The organism is Micromonospora sp. NPDC005686, assembly GCF_042871665.1.
GTDB lineage: Bacteria > Actinomycetota > Actinomycetes > Mycobacteriales > Micromonosporaceae > Micromonospora.
Map to the genome: position 1 here is coordinate 247,745 of NZ_JBIAIY010000007.1, position 14,263 is coordinate 262,007.

Consider the following 14,263-nt stretch of genomic DNA (forward strand, 5'->3'; position numbering starts at 1 on the left):
GCCGGGAAGCCCGCCGGGCGGTAGCGTCCCGCCCCGTGTCGGCGGTGCTGGTGACAGGGGTCGCGCTGCTCGGTGCGGCGGCCGGATGGGCTGCCGTCCCGGTCGGCCGGTCGATCTGCACGGATCGGATGGCCGGGAGACACACGCCGAGCCGGGAGGCGTTCGCACTGGTCGGCGGCGTGGTGTTCGGCGGGCTCGCCGCCGCCCGGGGCGCCGATCCGGCGCTGCCCGCGCTGCTGCTCGTCGCCGTCGCAGGGCTGGTCCTCGCGGTCACCGATCTGACCGCGCTGCGGCTGCCGGACCCGCTCGTCGGCGTGGTCGCGCTCGTGGGTGGCCTCGGCCCGGCCGCTGTCACGGCGGTCACCGGCGAACCGCGCCGCCTGGCCGTCGCGGTGGCCGGGGCCGCGCTCTCCTTCACCGGGTACGCGCTGCTGACGCTCCTGCCCCGCGCCCGGCTCGGCTTCGGCGACGTGAAGCTCGCCGCGGCGCTCGGGCTGCCGCTGGGCTGGCTCGGCTGGCCGGCCCTGCGCCTCGGGCTGCTCCTGCCGCACGTGCTCGCCGGAGTCGCGGTGCTCGTCCTGCTCGCCACCGGCCGGGTACGCCGGGACACGCCGGTGCCGTTCGGCCCGGCGCTGCTCGGCGGCGCGTGGCTCGCCGCCGTCCTGACCTGACGCGGGCCGCTCAGATCAGCCGGAGCTGGTGGTCCTTCGGGCGGCGGGGCTCGGCGGCGTCCAGGCGCTCGAACAACGCCGGGTCGATCACGTCGAGGAACGGCGACGGGCGGGTGTCGCGTTCCGCGCCGTGCCGGGCACGCCGGCCCGCGTGGCTGACGTAGAGCCGGTCCTGCGCCCGGGTCAGCCCGACGAAGAACAGCCGGCGCTCCTCGGCCACCGCGTCGTCGTCCGGCTCGGCGCCGGGCCAGCGCAGCGGCAGCAGCCCGTCCTCGGCGCCGACCAGGAACACCACCGGGAACTCCAGCCCCTTCGCGGCGTGCAGCGTGAGCAGCGTGACCGCCTCGGCGCGCGGGTCCAGCGCGTCCACCTCCGCGCCGGTGGCGAGCTGGTTGAGGAACAGGTCGAGATCGTCCTCGCAGCGCCGGGCCAGCGGGGCGAGCAGGTCCACCGCCGTACGGACGTCGTCGGGGCGTACCGCGCCGGAGCCGTCGAGCGTGGGCACGGCGAAGCGTTCGGCCACGATCTGCCCGGCCTGGCGTACCCGGGTGGCGAGCGGACCGTCGAGACCGGCGTGACGCAACTCGCGGGCGATGGCCGGCACACCGGGGCGGTCGCGTAGCCGGTCGTGCGAGCGCTTCTGCACCGGGATGTTCGCCCGGGCCAGCGCGTCCACGACCGGCGCGGCCTGCGCGTCGGTGCGGTACAGCACCGCGATGTCGGAGAAGGACAGCGAGGTGGCCCGCCCGTCGATCCGGCCCGAGTCGAGCGAGCGGTGGGACAGCCCGCCGACCAGCTCGTCGACGGTACGGACCACGAAGTCGGCCTCGTCGGCGACCGAACTGGCCGCGTACCGGCCGACCAACGGCGCCTCCGGGTCGAGCCGGGCCGGGTCGAGGCGACGGCCGCGCACCAGCGACGACGGCGCGATGGCCTGCACCGCGGCGGCCAGGATCGGCGCGGAGGAACGGTAGTTGCGGTTCAGCCGGACCAGCCGCGCGTCGGTGAAGTCCTGCGAGAAGCGCAGGAAGTAGCCGACGTCGGCGCCCCGGAACGAGTAGATCGCCTGGTCCGGGTCACCGATCGCGCACAGGTTCCCGTCCGGCGGGCTGAGCAGCCGCAGCAGCTCGTACTGCACCGCGTCGACGTCCTGGTACTCGTCGACGAAGATCCACTTCCAGCGCTCGCGGTACTCGCGGACCAGCTTCCGGTCCCCCTTGAGCAGGGCCACCGGCAGCGTCAGCAGCTCGTCCAGGTCGACCAGGTCCCGCTTGCGCAGCAGCGCCGCGTACCGCTCGTCGTCCGCACCGGCCTCGGCGCGCGCCGCGGCCCGGTCCGCGTCGTCGGCGATCCGGAAGTCCGCCGGCAGCCCGGCCGCCGCCGCGTTCTCCCGCAGCACGGTCAGGCCGAGCGAGTGGAACGTACCCACCGTGACGTCCTCGGCGACCGGGCCGAGCAGCCCGTCCAGCCGGTGCCGCAGCTCCTCGGCGGCCCGCCGGGTGAACGTGATCGCCAGGCACTGGTCCGGGAAGACGTTCAGCTCCGCGCACAGGTACGCGATCCGGTGGGTCAGCGTCCGCGTCTTGCCGGTGCCCGGACCGGCCACGATCAGCAGCGGACCACCCGGCGCGGACGCGGCCACCCGCTGCATCGCGTCCAGCCGGTCCAGCAGACCGGTGCCGACCTCCTCCATCCCGGCGAGCATCGGCTCGAACGGCTCGTGCGGCGACGGTGGCGGCGCGATCGGAGGCGCGGGCGGCGGCGTGCGCCTCGGCTCCGGCCGGGCCCCCGCCGGGCGCTTGGCCTTCGGCTTCGGCGCCGGCTCCGCCGGCCGCCGCTGCGCTGGCACCGGTACGTCGAACAGCGTCTCCTGCCCCGCGCCGGCACCCGGGCCGCCCAGTTCCGCCGGATCGAACAGCGTGATCACGCCGTACTCGCCGTCGTAGCCCGGCACCCGGCGCACCTCGCCGCGGCGCAGCCGGCCGATGCCCTCCGCGAGCAGCTCGCCGCCGACGCGGCCGATCTCCTCGACCGGGGTACGCGTGAGGATCTCCAGCTCCGGGCCGAGCGCGGCGATCAGCTCGTTGAGCTTGCCCTCGACCTTCTTCGACCGTGCGCCGACCCGGTTCAGCTCGCCCAGGATCTCGGCCAGCGGCACCAGATGCGTCACCTCGCGCGCGTGCGCCGGACGGTGCCCGGCCGGCCGGTCCGCCAGCTCCTCGACCCGGCTGAGTACGCCCACTGTCAGCGGCTTGCCGCACTCCGGGCAGCGTCCACCGGCCTCGCGGGTCCGCTCCGGCGACCAGTTCACCCCGCACAGCCGGTGCCCGTCGGCGTGGTACTTGCCCTCCTCCGGGAAGAACTCCACGGTGCCCGCGAGCCCGTCGCCGGTACGCAGCGCCTCGCGGATCGCGAAGTAGTCGCGGGCGGCGGTGAGGACGGTGGCCTCCCGGGCCAGCGCGGGCGGCGAGTGGGCGTCCGAGTTCGACACCAGTTGGTAGCGGTCCAGGCTGCCGACCCGCCAGTTCATCTCCGGGTCGGACGACAGGCCGGTCTCCACCGCGAAGATGTGCCCGGCCAGGTCGGCGTAGCAGTCGGCGATCGCGTCGAAGCCGGACTTCGAGCCGAGCGCGGAGAACCAGGGCGTCCAGATGTGCGCGGGCACCAGGAAACCGTCCGGGCTCGCCTCCAGCGTGATCTCCAGCAGGTCGCGGGAGTCCAGCCCGAGGATCGGCCGGCCGTCCGAGCCGAGGTTGCCGATCCGGCCCAGCGCGGCGTTGAACCGGGCCACCGCGTCCAGGTCCGGCAGGTAGATCAGGTGGTGCACCTTGCGCGTGCGGTCGTCGCGCTTGTAGATCGTGGAGATCTCCACGCTGAGCATGTACCGGACCGGGTCGGCCTCCGCCTCGCTGGCGAGCCGGGGCGGCAGCCGCCGGGCGACGTCCCGCTCCGCGTCGGGCGAGAGCCGGTACAGGCCCGGCTCGGCCGGGTGCAGTGTCTCGCGCAGGTGGTCGTACCAGGCGGGATGGGTGAAGTCGCCGGTGCCGAGCACGCCGATGCCCTTGCGCCGGGCCCACCAGGCCAGGTTCGGCAGGGTCAGGTCGCGGCTGCACGCGCGGGAGTACTTCGAGTGGATGTGCAGATCCGCGACGTATGGCGGGAGGCCACCGGGGGGTGCGGCGCTGAACGGAGGCACGCCGCATCCTGTCACGTCCGGTCCCCCGCCCGCCCGCCGCCACGCGTACGGGTGACCTGAGCAATGCGGTGCTGGACTCGGCGGCCCCGGCACGCTATTGCGCGCGCAGCTCGACGAGCGTCACCTGGGGCGGCGCGCCAACCCGCACCGGCGGGCCCCAGAAACCGGCGCCGTTCGTGACGTAGACCTTCGTGCCGTCGACCTCGCCGAGCCCGGAGACCACCGGCTGTTCGAGTTTCACCGCCAGGTTGAACGGCACCATCTGGCCGCCGTGGGTGTGCCCGGAGAGTTGGAGGTCGACGCCGAACTTCGCCGCCTCCTGCGCTGCCACCGGCTGGTGCGCCAGCAGCACCACCGGCCGGCTCGGGTCGCGGTCGCCGAGGGCGGCGGCGTAGTCGGCGGGCCCGGCCACCCCGGTGCCCTCGGCGCTCACGTCGTTCACCCCGGCCAGGTCCAGCACACCGCCCCGGGCCTGGATCTCCTGCCGCTCGTTCTGGAGCACCCGCAGGCCGAGCCGGTCCACCTCGCGGACCCACTCCTCCACGCCCGAGTAGTACTCGTGGTTGCCGGTGACGAAGAAGCTGCCGTACCGGGACTGCAGGTCGCGCAGCGGCTCGGCGGCCTCGCCCAGTTCGGCCACCGTGCCGTCGACCAGGTCACCGACCACCGCGACCAGGTCGGCGTCCATCCGGTTGATCATGGCAACGATCCGCTCGGTGTGCGCCCGGCCGCGCAACGGTCCGAGGTGGATGTCGGAGACGGTGGCGATGCGCAGCCCGTCCATGCTGCGGGGCAGCTTGGCCAGCGGGATCTGCACGCGGTCGAGCTGCGGTGGACCGATCGCGGTACGCACGCCGTACCCGGTGATGCCGGCGGCGGTGAGTCCGGCGAAGATCGCCGCCCCACGGGCGAGCAGCAGCCGCCGGGAGGGGTCGTGGTCCGGCGCGTCGGTACCGGCGGGCGGCGCCTCGGTGGGGTCGACCGGCGGCGGCGCCGGACCATCCGCGGTGGCCGCGCCGACGAGTGCGGGCGCGGGCTCGGGACCGGCGGTGGTCGCCGAGCGGGCCCGCCGGCGCAGCACGAGCCGGGCCACCGCGGTCGGCGCCTCCAGCACCAGCAGCAGCACCAGCAGGTAGAACATGAGCGCGACCCAGAGGTAGCCGGGCCAGGCCAGCCAGTACCAGCCGGTGCGCGTGCCGGCCAGGGTCACCGGTACGAGCACCGCCAGCGCCGCGATCGCCACCGTGCCGGCCCGCCGCCACCGCCCGGGGCGCATGGTGTCCCGGACCAGCCGCTTCCACAGGTAGAAGTGGATCAGGCCGATCACGAGCACGACGAAGCCCAGGAATGTTGCCGTGGCCAGCACGTGTGCCCCCCTCAGCCGCCCGCGAAGGGCGGCAACACGTCCACCGTCACCCCGGCCGGCAACAGCGCCCGTCGATCATGACAGGCGACGCCGTCGACCAGGAAACTCGCCGCCGTCAGCACCACGCCGAGGCGTTCGCCGTGCCGGGCGGCCAGTTCGTCGAGGAGTTCGTCCAGCGACCGGCCGGCGGATGCGGTCTCCTCGGATCGTCCGGCGGCCGCCCGGGCGCCGGCGAAGTAGCGGACGGTCAGCTCCACCCTCAGCCTCCGATCGCCGACATCGAACGCGCGGGCTGGAGGAACGTCGGGTCGTCGATGCCGTGCCCGGCCCGCTTGACCCACATCGCCGCACGCCAGCGCCGGGCCAGTTCCTCGTCGTCCGCGCCGTCACGCAGCGCGCCGCGCAGGTCCGACTCCTCGGTGGCGAACAGGCAGTTGCGCACCTGGCCGTCGGCGGTGAGCCGGGTGCGGTCACAGTCGCCGCAGAACGGCCGGGTCACGCTGGCGATCACCCCGACCCGGGCCGGCCCGCCGTCCACCAGCCACGTCTCGGCCGGCGCCGCACCCCGATCGGACGGGTCCGGGGTCAGCGCGAACGCGGCGCGCAGTGAGATCAGGATCTCGTCGGCGGTGACCATGGTCGAGCGGTCCCAGCCGTGCTGGGCGTCGAGCGGCATCTGCTCGATGAACCGCAGCTCGTAGCCGTGCGCCAGGGCGAACCGGAGCAGCGCCGGCGCCTCGTCGTCGTTCGTGCCCCGCATCAGCACCGAATTGATCTTCACGGGGGTCAGCCCGGCGTCCGCCGCGCCGGCCAGCCCGGCGAGCACGTCGGCGAGCCGGTCACGACGGGTCAGCGCGGTGAACCGGTCCCGGTCCAGCGTGTCGAGCGAGACGTTCACGCGGTCCAGCCCGGCCGCACGCAGTGCCGTCGCCATCCGGGCCAGGCCGATGCCGTTCGTGGTCAGCGAGATGCGGGGCCGGGGCGTGAGCGCGGCGACCGCCGCGACGATGCCCGGCAGGCCCGGCCGGATCAGCGGCTCACCGCCGGTGAAGCGCACCTCGGTGATGCCGAGCCGGGTCACCGCGACACCCACCAGCCGGACGACCTCGTCGTCGCTGAGCAACTGCGGACTGGCCAGCCAGGGCAGGCCCTCCGCCGGCATGCAGTAGGTGCAGCGCAGGTTGCACTTGTCGGTGAGCGAGACCCGCAGGTCCTGGGCGACACGGCCGTACCGGTCGGCGAGAAGGCCGTCGGTCGTCGTCCGGGGGGCGCTCATCCGTCGACCGTAGCGCGGTCGAGCCCTCGGAGGGCGGCCCGAGCGGTGGAGCGCACGGCATCCGCGTATGCCGCTCCGAAGATCGCGGTGTGCACGAGCAGCAGGTGCAGTTGGTGCAGCGGCACACGTTCCCGCCACCCGTCACCCGGCGGCCACGCCTCCCGGTAGGCCGCCATGATCCGATCCAGGTGCGGAGGGCCACCGAACAGCGCGAGTTGCGCCAGGTCGGTCTCGCGGTGCCCGCCGTGCGCGGCCGGGTCGACCAGCCAGACCCGGTCGTCGGCACCCCAGATCAGGTTGCCCGGCCAGAGGTCGCCGTGCAGCCGGGCCGGCGGCTCGTCCCCGCCGAACTCGCCGATCCGGTCGACGACCTGCTCGACGAGCGCCGTCCCGGGTCGGTCGAGCGCGCCGCCGTCGACCGACATGCGCAGATAGGGCAGGAGACGGCGCCGGGCGAACCAGTCCGCCCACGGGCCGGGGTCGGGCGTGTTGTCCTGCGGCAGCGCGCCGATGAAGCCGGCCCAGTCCGCGCCGAAGGCAGGCGCCCCGGCGCGGTGCAGCCCGGCCAGGTCGCGGCCGAACGCCTCCGCGGCCTCCGGCGTCGGCTCGCCGGGCTCCACCCAGTCGAGCGCGAGCAGGCCGGGCAGAGTGACGATCACGTCCGGTACGGGCACCGAACCGGGCTCGCGCAGCCAGCGCAGCCCGGCCGCCTCGGCGGCGAAGAAGCCCTCCGGCAACGGACGCGCGGCCCGTTCCGGCCAGGTCTTGGCGAACACCGAGTGCCCGTCGTCGAGCGTGAGCCGGGAGGCGGCGCAGATCTCGCCGCCGGAGACCGGGGTCTCCCGGATCCGCTGGTGGGTCAGGAAGGTCGGCAGGTGCTCCGGGTGTGCCCGCAGGTACGCCAGGTCCATGTGCGCAAGGTAACGGGTACCCCGGACATCTGTGTACCTTGCGGCGTCGCCGATCGCCGCTGACCTGCGCCGATACGCTCCGTATCTGTGGATGGACCGCGTGTCGTCCACAGGGGCCGACGCGGTGTCGTCCGGCCGCCCAGGCTCCCGGCATGAACTCCACCGAGCCAGCGCGCCTCTCCGTCCGCTCACCCGCCGACATGGTGGCGGCCGTGCCCTACCTGCTCGGCTTCCACCCCGCCGACAGCATCGTGGTGGTCGCGGTACGCGGCCGGCGCGTCTTCTTCGCCGCCCGCGGCGACCTGCCCGCACCGGGCGCCGATCCCGGTCCGGCGGCCCGGCACCTGGCGCAGGTGGTGGCCCGGCAGGACGCCGATGCCGCCACCGTCGTCGGCTACGGTCCGGCTTCCCGGGTGACGGGGATCGTGGACGCGATCGGCGAGGCGCTGACCGCCACCGGCCTGGTGGTGCTCGACGCGCTGCGGGTCACCGAGGGCCGCTGGTTCTCCTACCTGTGCGCGGAGCCGTCCTGCTGCCCACCCGATGGCACCCCGTACGACCCGGCCGCCAGCCGGGTCAGCGCGGCGGCGGTGTTCGCCGGTCAGGTGGCGCTGCCCGACCGGGCGGCGCTCGCGGCGCAGGTGTCCCCGCTCGGCGGGCCGGTCCGGCTCGCCATGCGCCGGGCCACCGCCCGGGCCCGTCTCCGCCTGGCCGCACTCACCGGACGGCCGTCCACGCCGACGGCCGGGAGTCCTCCGGCGGGCGGCGCACCGGAAGGCGAGCCCGGACCGGCCCCGGAGTCACCGGTCCGGGCCGACGGTGCCGGCGTGGGTGGGGAGCCGTCGGTCCCGGTGGCCGGTGCCGGATCGGGCGGTGAGCCTCGGGCCGTGCGGACGGCGGGCACGGCGGCCGTGCGCGCCGCCTTCCGCCGGCAGCGGCGCGGTGAGCGGCTGGACGACGACGAGGTGGCCTGGCTGACAGTGCTCCTCACCCGCGTGGCGGTGCGCGACCACGCGTGGTCCCGCACCGATGGCCGGGACGACGACATCAGCCTCTGGACGGACGTGCTGCGACGCGCCGAGCCGGACCTGATCGCCGCGCCGGGATGTCTGCTCGCGTTCGCCGCCTGGCGATCCGGATACGGGGCACTCGCGGCCGTCGCCCTGGAACGGGTGTTGTCCGCCCACCCCGGCTATTCGCTCGCGGTGCTGCTCGACGAGGCGCTCCGCCGCGGCGTCGCCCCGGCCGCGCTGGACGGGTGGCCGGATTCCGACGGCGGCGCGGTCCTCCGGCGCCGCCGACGCCGGCCACGCGGGTGAGCCGTCACCCGCCGACGCGCTCCGCGCCGGTGTAGACGTTCATGGTCGGCCCGCGCAGGAAGCCGACGAGCGTCATGCCGGCCTCCTCGGCCAGCTCGACCGCGAGCGTGCTGGGTGCGGACACCGCCGCGAGCAGCGGCACACCCGCCATCCACGCCTTCTGGGTGAGTTCGAAGCTGGCCCGTCCGGAGACCAGCAGCACGTGCCCGGCCAGCGGCAGCCGCCCTTCCCGGGTGGCCCAGCCGAGCACCTTGTCCACCGCGTTGTGCCGCCCGACGTCCTCGCGCAGCACGACCAGCTCCCCGTCGGGGGTGAAGAGACCTGCGGCGTGCAGGCCACCGGTGCGGTCGAAGGCGCGCTGCGCCGCGCGCAGCCGGTCCGGCAGCCCGGCCAACAGTTCGTCGCTGACCGCCAGTGGGTCGTCCCGCACCACGAACTGCGAGCGGGTCCGCACCGACTCGATGCTCGCCTTGCCGCACACGCCGCACGAGCTGGTGGTGTAGAAGTTGCGCGACGGGTCGGTGACGGGCTCGGGCACTCCGGGCGAGAGCACCACGTCGACCACGTTGTAGGTGTTCGGGGTCTCCGCCCCGGCACAGAGTTGCGCGGTGTGCACGTCCTCCGCCGACCGGATCAGTCCTTCGGTGAGCAGGAAGCCGATCGCCAGGTCCAGGTCGTCGCCGGGCGTACGCATCGTCACCGCCAGCGGCCGGCGCCGGCCCGGTCCGGCCGCGCCCACGCGGATCTCCAGCGGTTCCTCCACCGCCAGGGTGTCCTGCCGCCGGATCCGTCCTCGGCCGTTGTGCCGCGCGCCGAGGTCGATCCGCAGCACAGCATGCCTGTCCGTCGCCCGTCCCATGCCGCCATCCTCCCCGGGCGCCCCGCCGCCCGCACCTCGCCCCACACCTTTCCGCCTCGCCTGTGCGGCCTGCCCTGCCCGGCCCGATGATCGCCACCACTTCGGCGAGGAGCGGTCGATCGACGTCGGAACCGCCGAACAACGCCGGCCCGAGCCGGGGTGCGGCGGTCGTGGCTGTCGCTACTGTGAGGCGGTGACGGGGTACGCGGCGATCCTGCTCGCCGGTGGCGCGGCCCGGCGGATGGGCGGGGTGGACAAGCCGGCCCGTGCGGTCGGCGGCCGGCCGATGCTGCACCGGGTGCTGGAAGCGGTGACTGACGCAGACCAGCGGATCGTGGTCGGCTCGTCCGGCCCGGTGCCGAGGGGAGTCCGGACGACCCGGGAGGAGCCGCCCGGGGGCGGTCCGGTGGCCGCCACAGCGGCCGGGTCGGCGTTGCTCGACCCCGGTACGACGACAGTCGCCCTGCTCGCCGCCGACCTGCCGCTACTTACTGCCGCAGCGGTGGCCGAGCTGCGACGTGCGCTCGACGTTCCGCTCGACGGGCCGGCCGGCGCGCTCGCCTGCTACGTGGACGGTGACGGCCGCCGCCAGCACCTCTGCGCCATCTGGCGGGTGCCCGCCCTGCGGGCCGCCCTCGACCGGCTCGCCGCGACGCGCGGCGGCTCGCTCGACGGTGCGCCGGTACGCGGGCTGCTCGCCGGGATTCCGGTACGGGAGGTGTCCTGGTCCGGCTCAGGGCCGCCGCCCTGGTTCGACTGCGACACTGACGAGGACGTACGCCGGGCGGAGGAGTGGACGAGATGACGGTGCTTGACGACTGGGTCACGGCGGTCTGCGCCGAACTGGACCTGGACCCGGCGGGCGTGCCCGTGTCGGCAGTGCTCGACGTGGCCCGGGACGTGGCCCACCAGGTGGTCCGGCCCGGTGCGCCGGTCACCGCGTACCTGCTGGGGGTGGCGGTGGGGCGCGGCGCGGACCCGGCCGCGGCGGCCGAGCGGCTCATCGCGCTGGCCGGCTCCTGGCCGGTGGACCTGGGCGGTTCCACACCTGAGGAATAGCGCCTCGCGCGGGATTCGGTCCCCGTCGCGCCTGGGTAGGGTGACGGGAACGGACGGAGGCGATATATGACGGCAGACCACCCCTCGGCGCCGGAGGAGCAGGCCACCGGCGCCACGCCGGAGCACCACGAGCCGATCCTGCTCGACGAGCCGACCACTGCTGATCTCCGGGCCAAGGTCACCGAGGCCTGGCGGGAGTTCGCCCGGGCCCTCGCCGACCGGCTGCGCGGGCTGCCCACGGGCGGGCATCTGGAGGTGACGCTCGACCCGACCGCCTCGGGCACCGGGGACGCCGTCTACTCGGTGAGTGCGGATGCCGGCGAGGAGGGACGCCTCTCGGCCCGCGCGGTCGGCAACGCCACGCTGCCGCAGGGCTACCGGCTGGACCGGGCGGCGGTGGCCGACATGGTGGCGCTCGGCTGGTCGCCGCCGGGTGTGGTGGCGGGTTCCGGCGAGCAGTTCGGGCTGGACTGCGGCGCCGACGAGGCGACCCGGCTGGCTGCCGTGCTGTCCCGGACGCTGCGTGACGTCTACGGCGCCCCGCACCCGGCCTTCCTCGTCTACCTGGTGCACGACGCCGAGGACGAGCCGCTACCGGTGGAGCCGCTCGGCACCGCCCGCGGCGAGTTCGGCCCGGACCGCGACGTCGAGGCCGACCTGGAGGAGGCGCTGGCCGCGGCGGCGGCCGCCCAGGCCGGCGAGAACGACGTGCTGGCGCTGGAGGAGCGGGTCCGCACCGTCGTGTCGACGATGCTGAAGTCCGCGTCCGACCAGCTCCAGGTCGACTCCGACGGTGACATAAACATCCGGGCCGGGTCGGCCATGGTTTTCGTCCGGGTGCGCGACAACCCGCCGCTGGTGGACGTCTTCTCGCCGGTGCTGACCGAGGTCGAGCCGACCGAGCGCCTCTACGTGAAGCTCTCCGAGTTGACCAACCGGATGCCGATCGGCCGGCTCTACTGCGCCGACGACACGGTGTGGGCGTCGATCCCGGTCTTCGGCCGCAACTTCCAGGCCACCCATCTGATGCTCGCGGTGCAGGTGATGACCGGTCTCGCGGACGAGCTGGACGACCGTCTGCACGGCGAGTTCGGCGGCAAGCGCTTTTTCGGCGAGGGCGACAAGCCGGCGCGGGCCGAGGAGCACCGCACCGGCATGTACCTCTGAGCCCGGATCAGCGTACGTCGAGCAGGGTCTTGCCCACCGTCTGACGGGCCTCGATCGCGGCGTGCGCGGCGGCGGCCCGGTCCAGCGGGAAACGCTGCCCGATCAGCGGTCGCAGCCGCCCGGCCGCGCCCTCGGCGAGTGCCGCCTCGGTGAGGGCGCGCAGCTCGTCCGGGCCGGGGCGTGGGCTCAGCAGCGTGACGCCGCGTGCGGCTGCCGCCTCGGCCGGGATGTCCGCCCAGGCGCCGCCGGCCAGCCCGAAGCTGAGCATCCGCCCGCCGCGGTCCAGCAGGTCGAACGCCTCCCGGGCGAGCGGCCCGCCGACGCCGTCGAACACCACGTCGACGGCGCCGACGGCGTCCCGGACCCGGTCGGTCCAGCCGGCCTGCCGGTAGTCGACGGCCACGTCGAGGCCGGCGGCGCGGAGCAGGTCGACCTTTGCCGGGCCGCCGGCGGCGGCCACCACCGTCGCCCCGGCCGCCGCCGCCGACTGCGTGAGCAGGGATCCGACGCCACCGGCCGCCGCCTCGACCAGGACCCGGTCGCCCGGCCGCAGCCCGGCTGCCCGGGCCAGCATCAGGGCGGTCCGGCCGTCGGCCATCAGCGCCACCGCCGCGTCCAGCGGCAACCCCGGGGGTACGGGGACGGGCGCGGCCTGGTCGACCACGACGCGCTCGGCGTACCCGCCGGTGCCGCCGGTCACGGTGACCACGACGCGTCCGGCGAGCGCCGGGTCGACGTCCGGTCCGAGCGCGGTGATCGTGCCGCCGACGCCGTTGCCGGGGATCACCGGCAGCTCGGTGCCGAACGGTCCGAATCCGCTGGCCCGGAACATCGTCTCGATGAACGTGATGTTCGCGTGTGCCACGTCGACGAGCACCTGGCCCGGTCCGGGTGCCGGGTCGGGCGCCGTTCCGGGCACGAGCATCTCCGGTCCGCCGAACTCTCGTAGCCACACCGCACGCATACCGCCTCCTCGTCGTCCACCGATGACGAGTGCACGACATGAAGTGAGGTTGAGGTCAAGGAGTGGACGGTCCGACGCCCGGGGACTCGACGAGCCGGGAGAGCACGATGGTGCTGCGGGACGAGGTGACGAACGATTCGGCGCGCAGCCGTTCCAGCGCGTCCTCCAGGTGGGAGATGTCCGCGGCGCGCAGGTGCACGAGCGCGTCCGCCTCTCCGGAGACGGTGTACGCGCCGACCACCTCGGGATGCCGGCGGGCGGCGGCGCCGATCTGCGCCGGAGTGGTCCGGCCGGCGCAGAACAGCTCGACGAACGCCTCGGTGGTCCAGCCGACCGCGGCCGGGTCGACGACGGCGGTGAACCCCCGGATCACCCCGGCGGATCGGAGGCGGTCGACCCGTCGCTTGACGGCGGGGGCGGAGAGTGACACCCGGCTGCCGATGTCCGCGTACGAGGCGCGAGCATCCGCGACGAGTAACGCAATGATTCGCTGGTCAACCGCGTCTATCTGCAACGTTCTGCTCCCGGGAAGCAATGCTTGTGGCTGTTACCAAAGTTGTACCGTACCTACTGTTGGTGACCGTGAACCAGCAGCGAGTCCCGCGAAAGCGGACATATCTCATGTGTTCGCCCGAGCACTTCACGGTCGAGTACGCGATCAACCCGTGGATGGACGTGACCACGCCGGTCGACGCCGAACTGGCGGTCAAGCAGTGGGACCGGCTGCGGGAGACGCTCGTCGGGCTGGGTCACGACGTGCACCTGCTCGCCCCCGAGGCGGGCCTGCCGGACATGGTGTACGCGGCCAACGGTGCCCTCGTGGTCGACGGCACCGCCTACGGCGCCCGGTTCAAGCACGAGCAGCGGTCCGCCGAGGCCGCCGCGCACCGGGCGTTCTACGAGGAGCAGGGCTGGCGGTTCATCGCGCCGAGCGAGACGAACGAGGGCGAGGGCGACTTCGCGTACCTGCCGGACGCGCACGGCGGCCTGATCCTCGCCGGCTACGGCTTTCGGACCGAGCCGGCCGCGCACGCGGAGGCGCAGGAGGCGCTCGGACGGCCGGTGGTCTCGTTGCACCTGGTCGATCCGCGCTTCTACCACCTGGACGTCGCGCTGGCCTCGATCGACGACGAGAACATCGTCTACTACCCGGGCGCCTTCTCCCACGCGAGCCAGCAGGTGCTGGCCCAGCTCTTCCCGGGCGCGATCGTCGCGGACGACGAGGACGCGCTGGCGTTCGGCCTGAACCTCGTCAGCGACGGGCTCAACGTGGTGCTGAACAACGAGGCGACCCGGCTGGCCGGCAAGCTGAAGGCGGCCGGCTACCACCCGGTCCCGGTGGAGCTGGCCGAGCTGAAGAAGGGCGGCGGCAGCGTGAAGTGCTGCATCGCCGAGCTGCGGCACTGAGCCACGCCTCGACGTCACGCCTCGACGCGCGAAGGGCGGCCTCCCCCGGGGAGACCGCCCTTCGGCGC

Annotated in this window: 14 protein-coding genes; 6 read left to right on the forward strand and 8 right to left on the reverse strand. The window is 74.4% G+C overall.

Annotated features, from left to right (window positions below; all coding sequences use genetic code 11):
• Window positions 1–35 precede the first annotated feature (35 nt).
• Window positions 36–671: an A24 family peptidase gene (locus ACFYON_RS18360; RefSeq protein WP_354866553.1), complete on the forward strand. Its 636-nt coding sequence runs from the start codon at window positions 36–38 to the stop codon at window positions 669–671.
• Between the two features lie 10 nt (window positions 672–681).
• On the opposite strand, the gene ACFYON_RS18365 is transcribed toward ACFYON_RS18360, so the two are convergent.
• The 5 genes from ACFYON_RS18365 to ACFYON_RS18385 all read right to left on the reverse strand — a co-directional run bounded on the left by ACFYON_RS18365 (window position 682) and on the right by ACFYON_RS18385 (window position 7,420).
• On the reverse strand, window positions 682–3,867 hold the full coding sequence (locus tag ACFYON_RS18365) for a UvrD-helicase domain-containing protein (protein WP_354866555.1): 3,186 nt from the start codon (window positions 3,865–3,867) through the stop codon (window positions 682–684).
• A 94-nt stretch (window positions 3,868–3,961) separates the two neighbouring features.
• The gene (locus ACFYON_RS18370; protein WP_354866557.1) at window positions 3,962–5,233 is read right to left on the reverse strand and encodes a metallophosphoesterase; all 1,272 of its coding nucleotides are present in this window, start codon (window positions 5,231–5,233) and stop codon (window positions 3,962–3,964) included.
• Window positions 5,234–5,244: 11 nt separating this feature from the next.
• Window positions 5,245–5,490, reverse strand: coding sequence for a MoaD/ThiS family protein (locus ACFYON_RS18375; protein ID WP_354866559.1), 246 nt, complete (start codon window positions 5,488–5,490; stop codon window positions 5,245–5,247).
• 2 nt (window positions 5,491–5,492) lie between these two features.
• Entirely contained in the window at window positions 5,493–6,509 is a 1,017-nt protein-coding gene (moaA, locus tag ACFYON_RS18380) for a GTP 3',8-cyclase MoaA (RefSeq protein WP_387189211.1), read from the reverse strand.
• Window positions 6,506–7,420, reverse strand: a complete 915-nt coding sequence (locus ACFYON_RS18385) for a fructosamine kinase family protein (RefSeq protein ID WP_354866563.1) — start codon at window positions 7,418–7,420, stop codon at window positions 6,506–6,508. The genes moaA and ACFYON_RS18385 overlap by 4 nt, the downstream gene beginning before the upstream one ends.
• Before the next feature lie 152 nt (window positions 7,421–7,572).
• On the opposite strand from ACFYON_RS18385, the gene ACFYON_RS18390 reads away from it, so the two are divergent.
• Window positions 7,573–8,739: a DUF4192 domain-containing protein gene (locus ACFYON_RS18390; protein WP_354866565.1), complete on the forward strand. Its 1,167-nt coding sequence runs from the start codon at window positions 7,573–7,575 to the stop codon at window positions 8,737–8,739.
• Window positions 8,740–8,743: 4 nt separating this feature from the next.
• On the opposite strand, the gene fdhD is transcribed toward ACFYON_RS18390, so the two are convergent.
• Complete coding sequence (gene fdhD / locus ACFYON_RS18395; protein WP_354866567.1) at window positions 8,744–9,598, reverse strand: formate dehydrogenase accessory sulfurtransferase FdhD; 855 nt, start codon at window positions 9,596–9,598, stop codon at window positions 8,744–8,746.
• A 193-nt stretch (window positions 9,599–9,791) separates the two neighbouring features.
• Here fdhD and ACFYON_RS18400 point away from each other — a divergent pair, with 193 nt between their 5' ends.
• The 3 genes from ACFYON_RS18400 to ACFYON_RS18410 all read left to right on the forward strand — a co-directional run bounded on the left by ACFYON_RS18400 (window position 9,792) and on the right by ACFYON_RS18410 (window position 11,824).
• Window positions 9,792–10,403, forward strand: coding sequence for an NTP transferase domain-containing protein (locus ACFYON_RS18400; RefSeq protein WP_354866569.1), 612 nt, complete (start codon window positions 9,792–9,794; stop codon window positions 10,401–10,403).
• Complete coding sequence (locus ACFYON_RS18405; RefSeq protein ID WP_354866571.1) at window positions 10,400–10,657, forward strand: DUF6457 domain-containing protein; 258 nt, start codon at window positions 10,400–10,402, stop codon at window positions 10,655–10,657. The genes ACFYON_RS18400 and ACFYON_RS18405 overlap by 4 nt, the downstream gene beginning before the upstream one ends.
• A 66-nt stretch (window positions 10,658–10,723) precedes the next feature.
• Window positions 10,724–11,824, forward strand: coding sequence for a hypothetical protein (locus ACFYON_RS18410; RefSeq protein WP_387189227.1), 1,101 nt, complete (start codon window positions 10,724–10,726; stop codon window positions 11,822–11,824).
• A gap of 7 nt (window positions 11,825–11,831) precedes the next feature.
• On the opposite strand, the gene ACFYON_RS18415 is transcribed toward ACFYON_RS18410, so the two are convergent.
• Window positions 11,832–12,788 (reverse strand): zinc-binding dehydrogenase, encoded by a 957-nt coding sequence (locus tag ACFYON_RS18415; protein WP_354866575.1) that lies wholly within the window; start codon window positions 12,786–12,788, stop codon window positions 11,832–11,834.
• Between the two features lie 55 nt (window positions 12,789–12,843).
• A complete protein-coding gene (locus tag ACFYON_RS18420; protein WP_354866577.1) occupies window positions 12,844–13,302 on the reverse strand; it encodes an Lrp/AsnC family transcriptional regulator in 459 nt (152 codons plus the stop codon).
• 59 nt (window positions 13,303–13,361) lie between these two features.
• On the opposite strand from ACFYON_RS18420, the gene ddaH reads away from it, so the two are divergent.
• The gene (ddaH, locus tag ACFYON_RS18425) at window positions 13,362–14,195 is read left to right on the forward strand and encodes a dimethylargininase (protein WP_357709896.1); all 834 of its coding nucleotides are present in this window, start codon (window positions 13,362–13,364) and stop codon (window positions 14,193–14,195) included.
• Window positions 14,196–14,263: the final 68 nt, after the last annotated feature.

Bases quoted from the DNA above. Each gene is read 5' to 3' on its own strand.
- moaA (WP_387189211.1), bottom strand. From the start codon at position 6,509: ATGAGCGCCCCCCGGACGACGACCGACGGCCTTCTCGCCGACCGGTAC.
- ACFYON_RS18385 (WP_354866563.1), bottom strand. From the start codon at position 7,420: ATGGACCTGGCGTACCTGCGGGCACACCCGGAGCACCTGCCGACCTTC.
- ACFYON_RS18390 (WP_354866565.1), top strand. From the start codon at position 7,573: ATGAACTCCACCGAGCCAGCGCGCCTCTCCGTCCGCTCACCCGCCGAC.
- fdhD (WP_354866567.1), bottom strand. From the start codon at position 9,598: ATGGGACGGGCGACGGACAGGCATGCTGTGCTGCGGATCGACCTCGGC.
- ACFYON_RS18405 (WP_354866571.1), top strand. From the start codon at position 10,400: ATGACGGTGCTTGACGACTGGGTCACGGCGGTCTGCGCCGAACTGGAC.
- ACFYON_RS18410 (WP_387189227.1), top strand. From the start codon at position 10,724: ATGACGGCAGACCACCCCTCGGCGCCGGAGGAGCAGGCCACCGGCGCC.
- ACFYON_RS18415 (WP_354866575.1), bottom strand. From the start codon at position 12,788: ATGCGTGCGGTGTGGCTACGAGAGTTCGGCGGACCGGAGATGCTCGTG.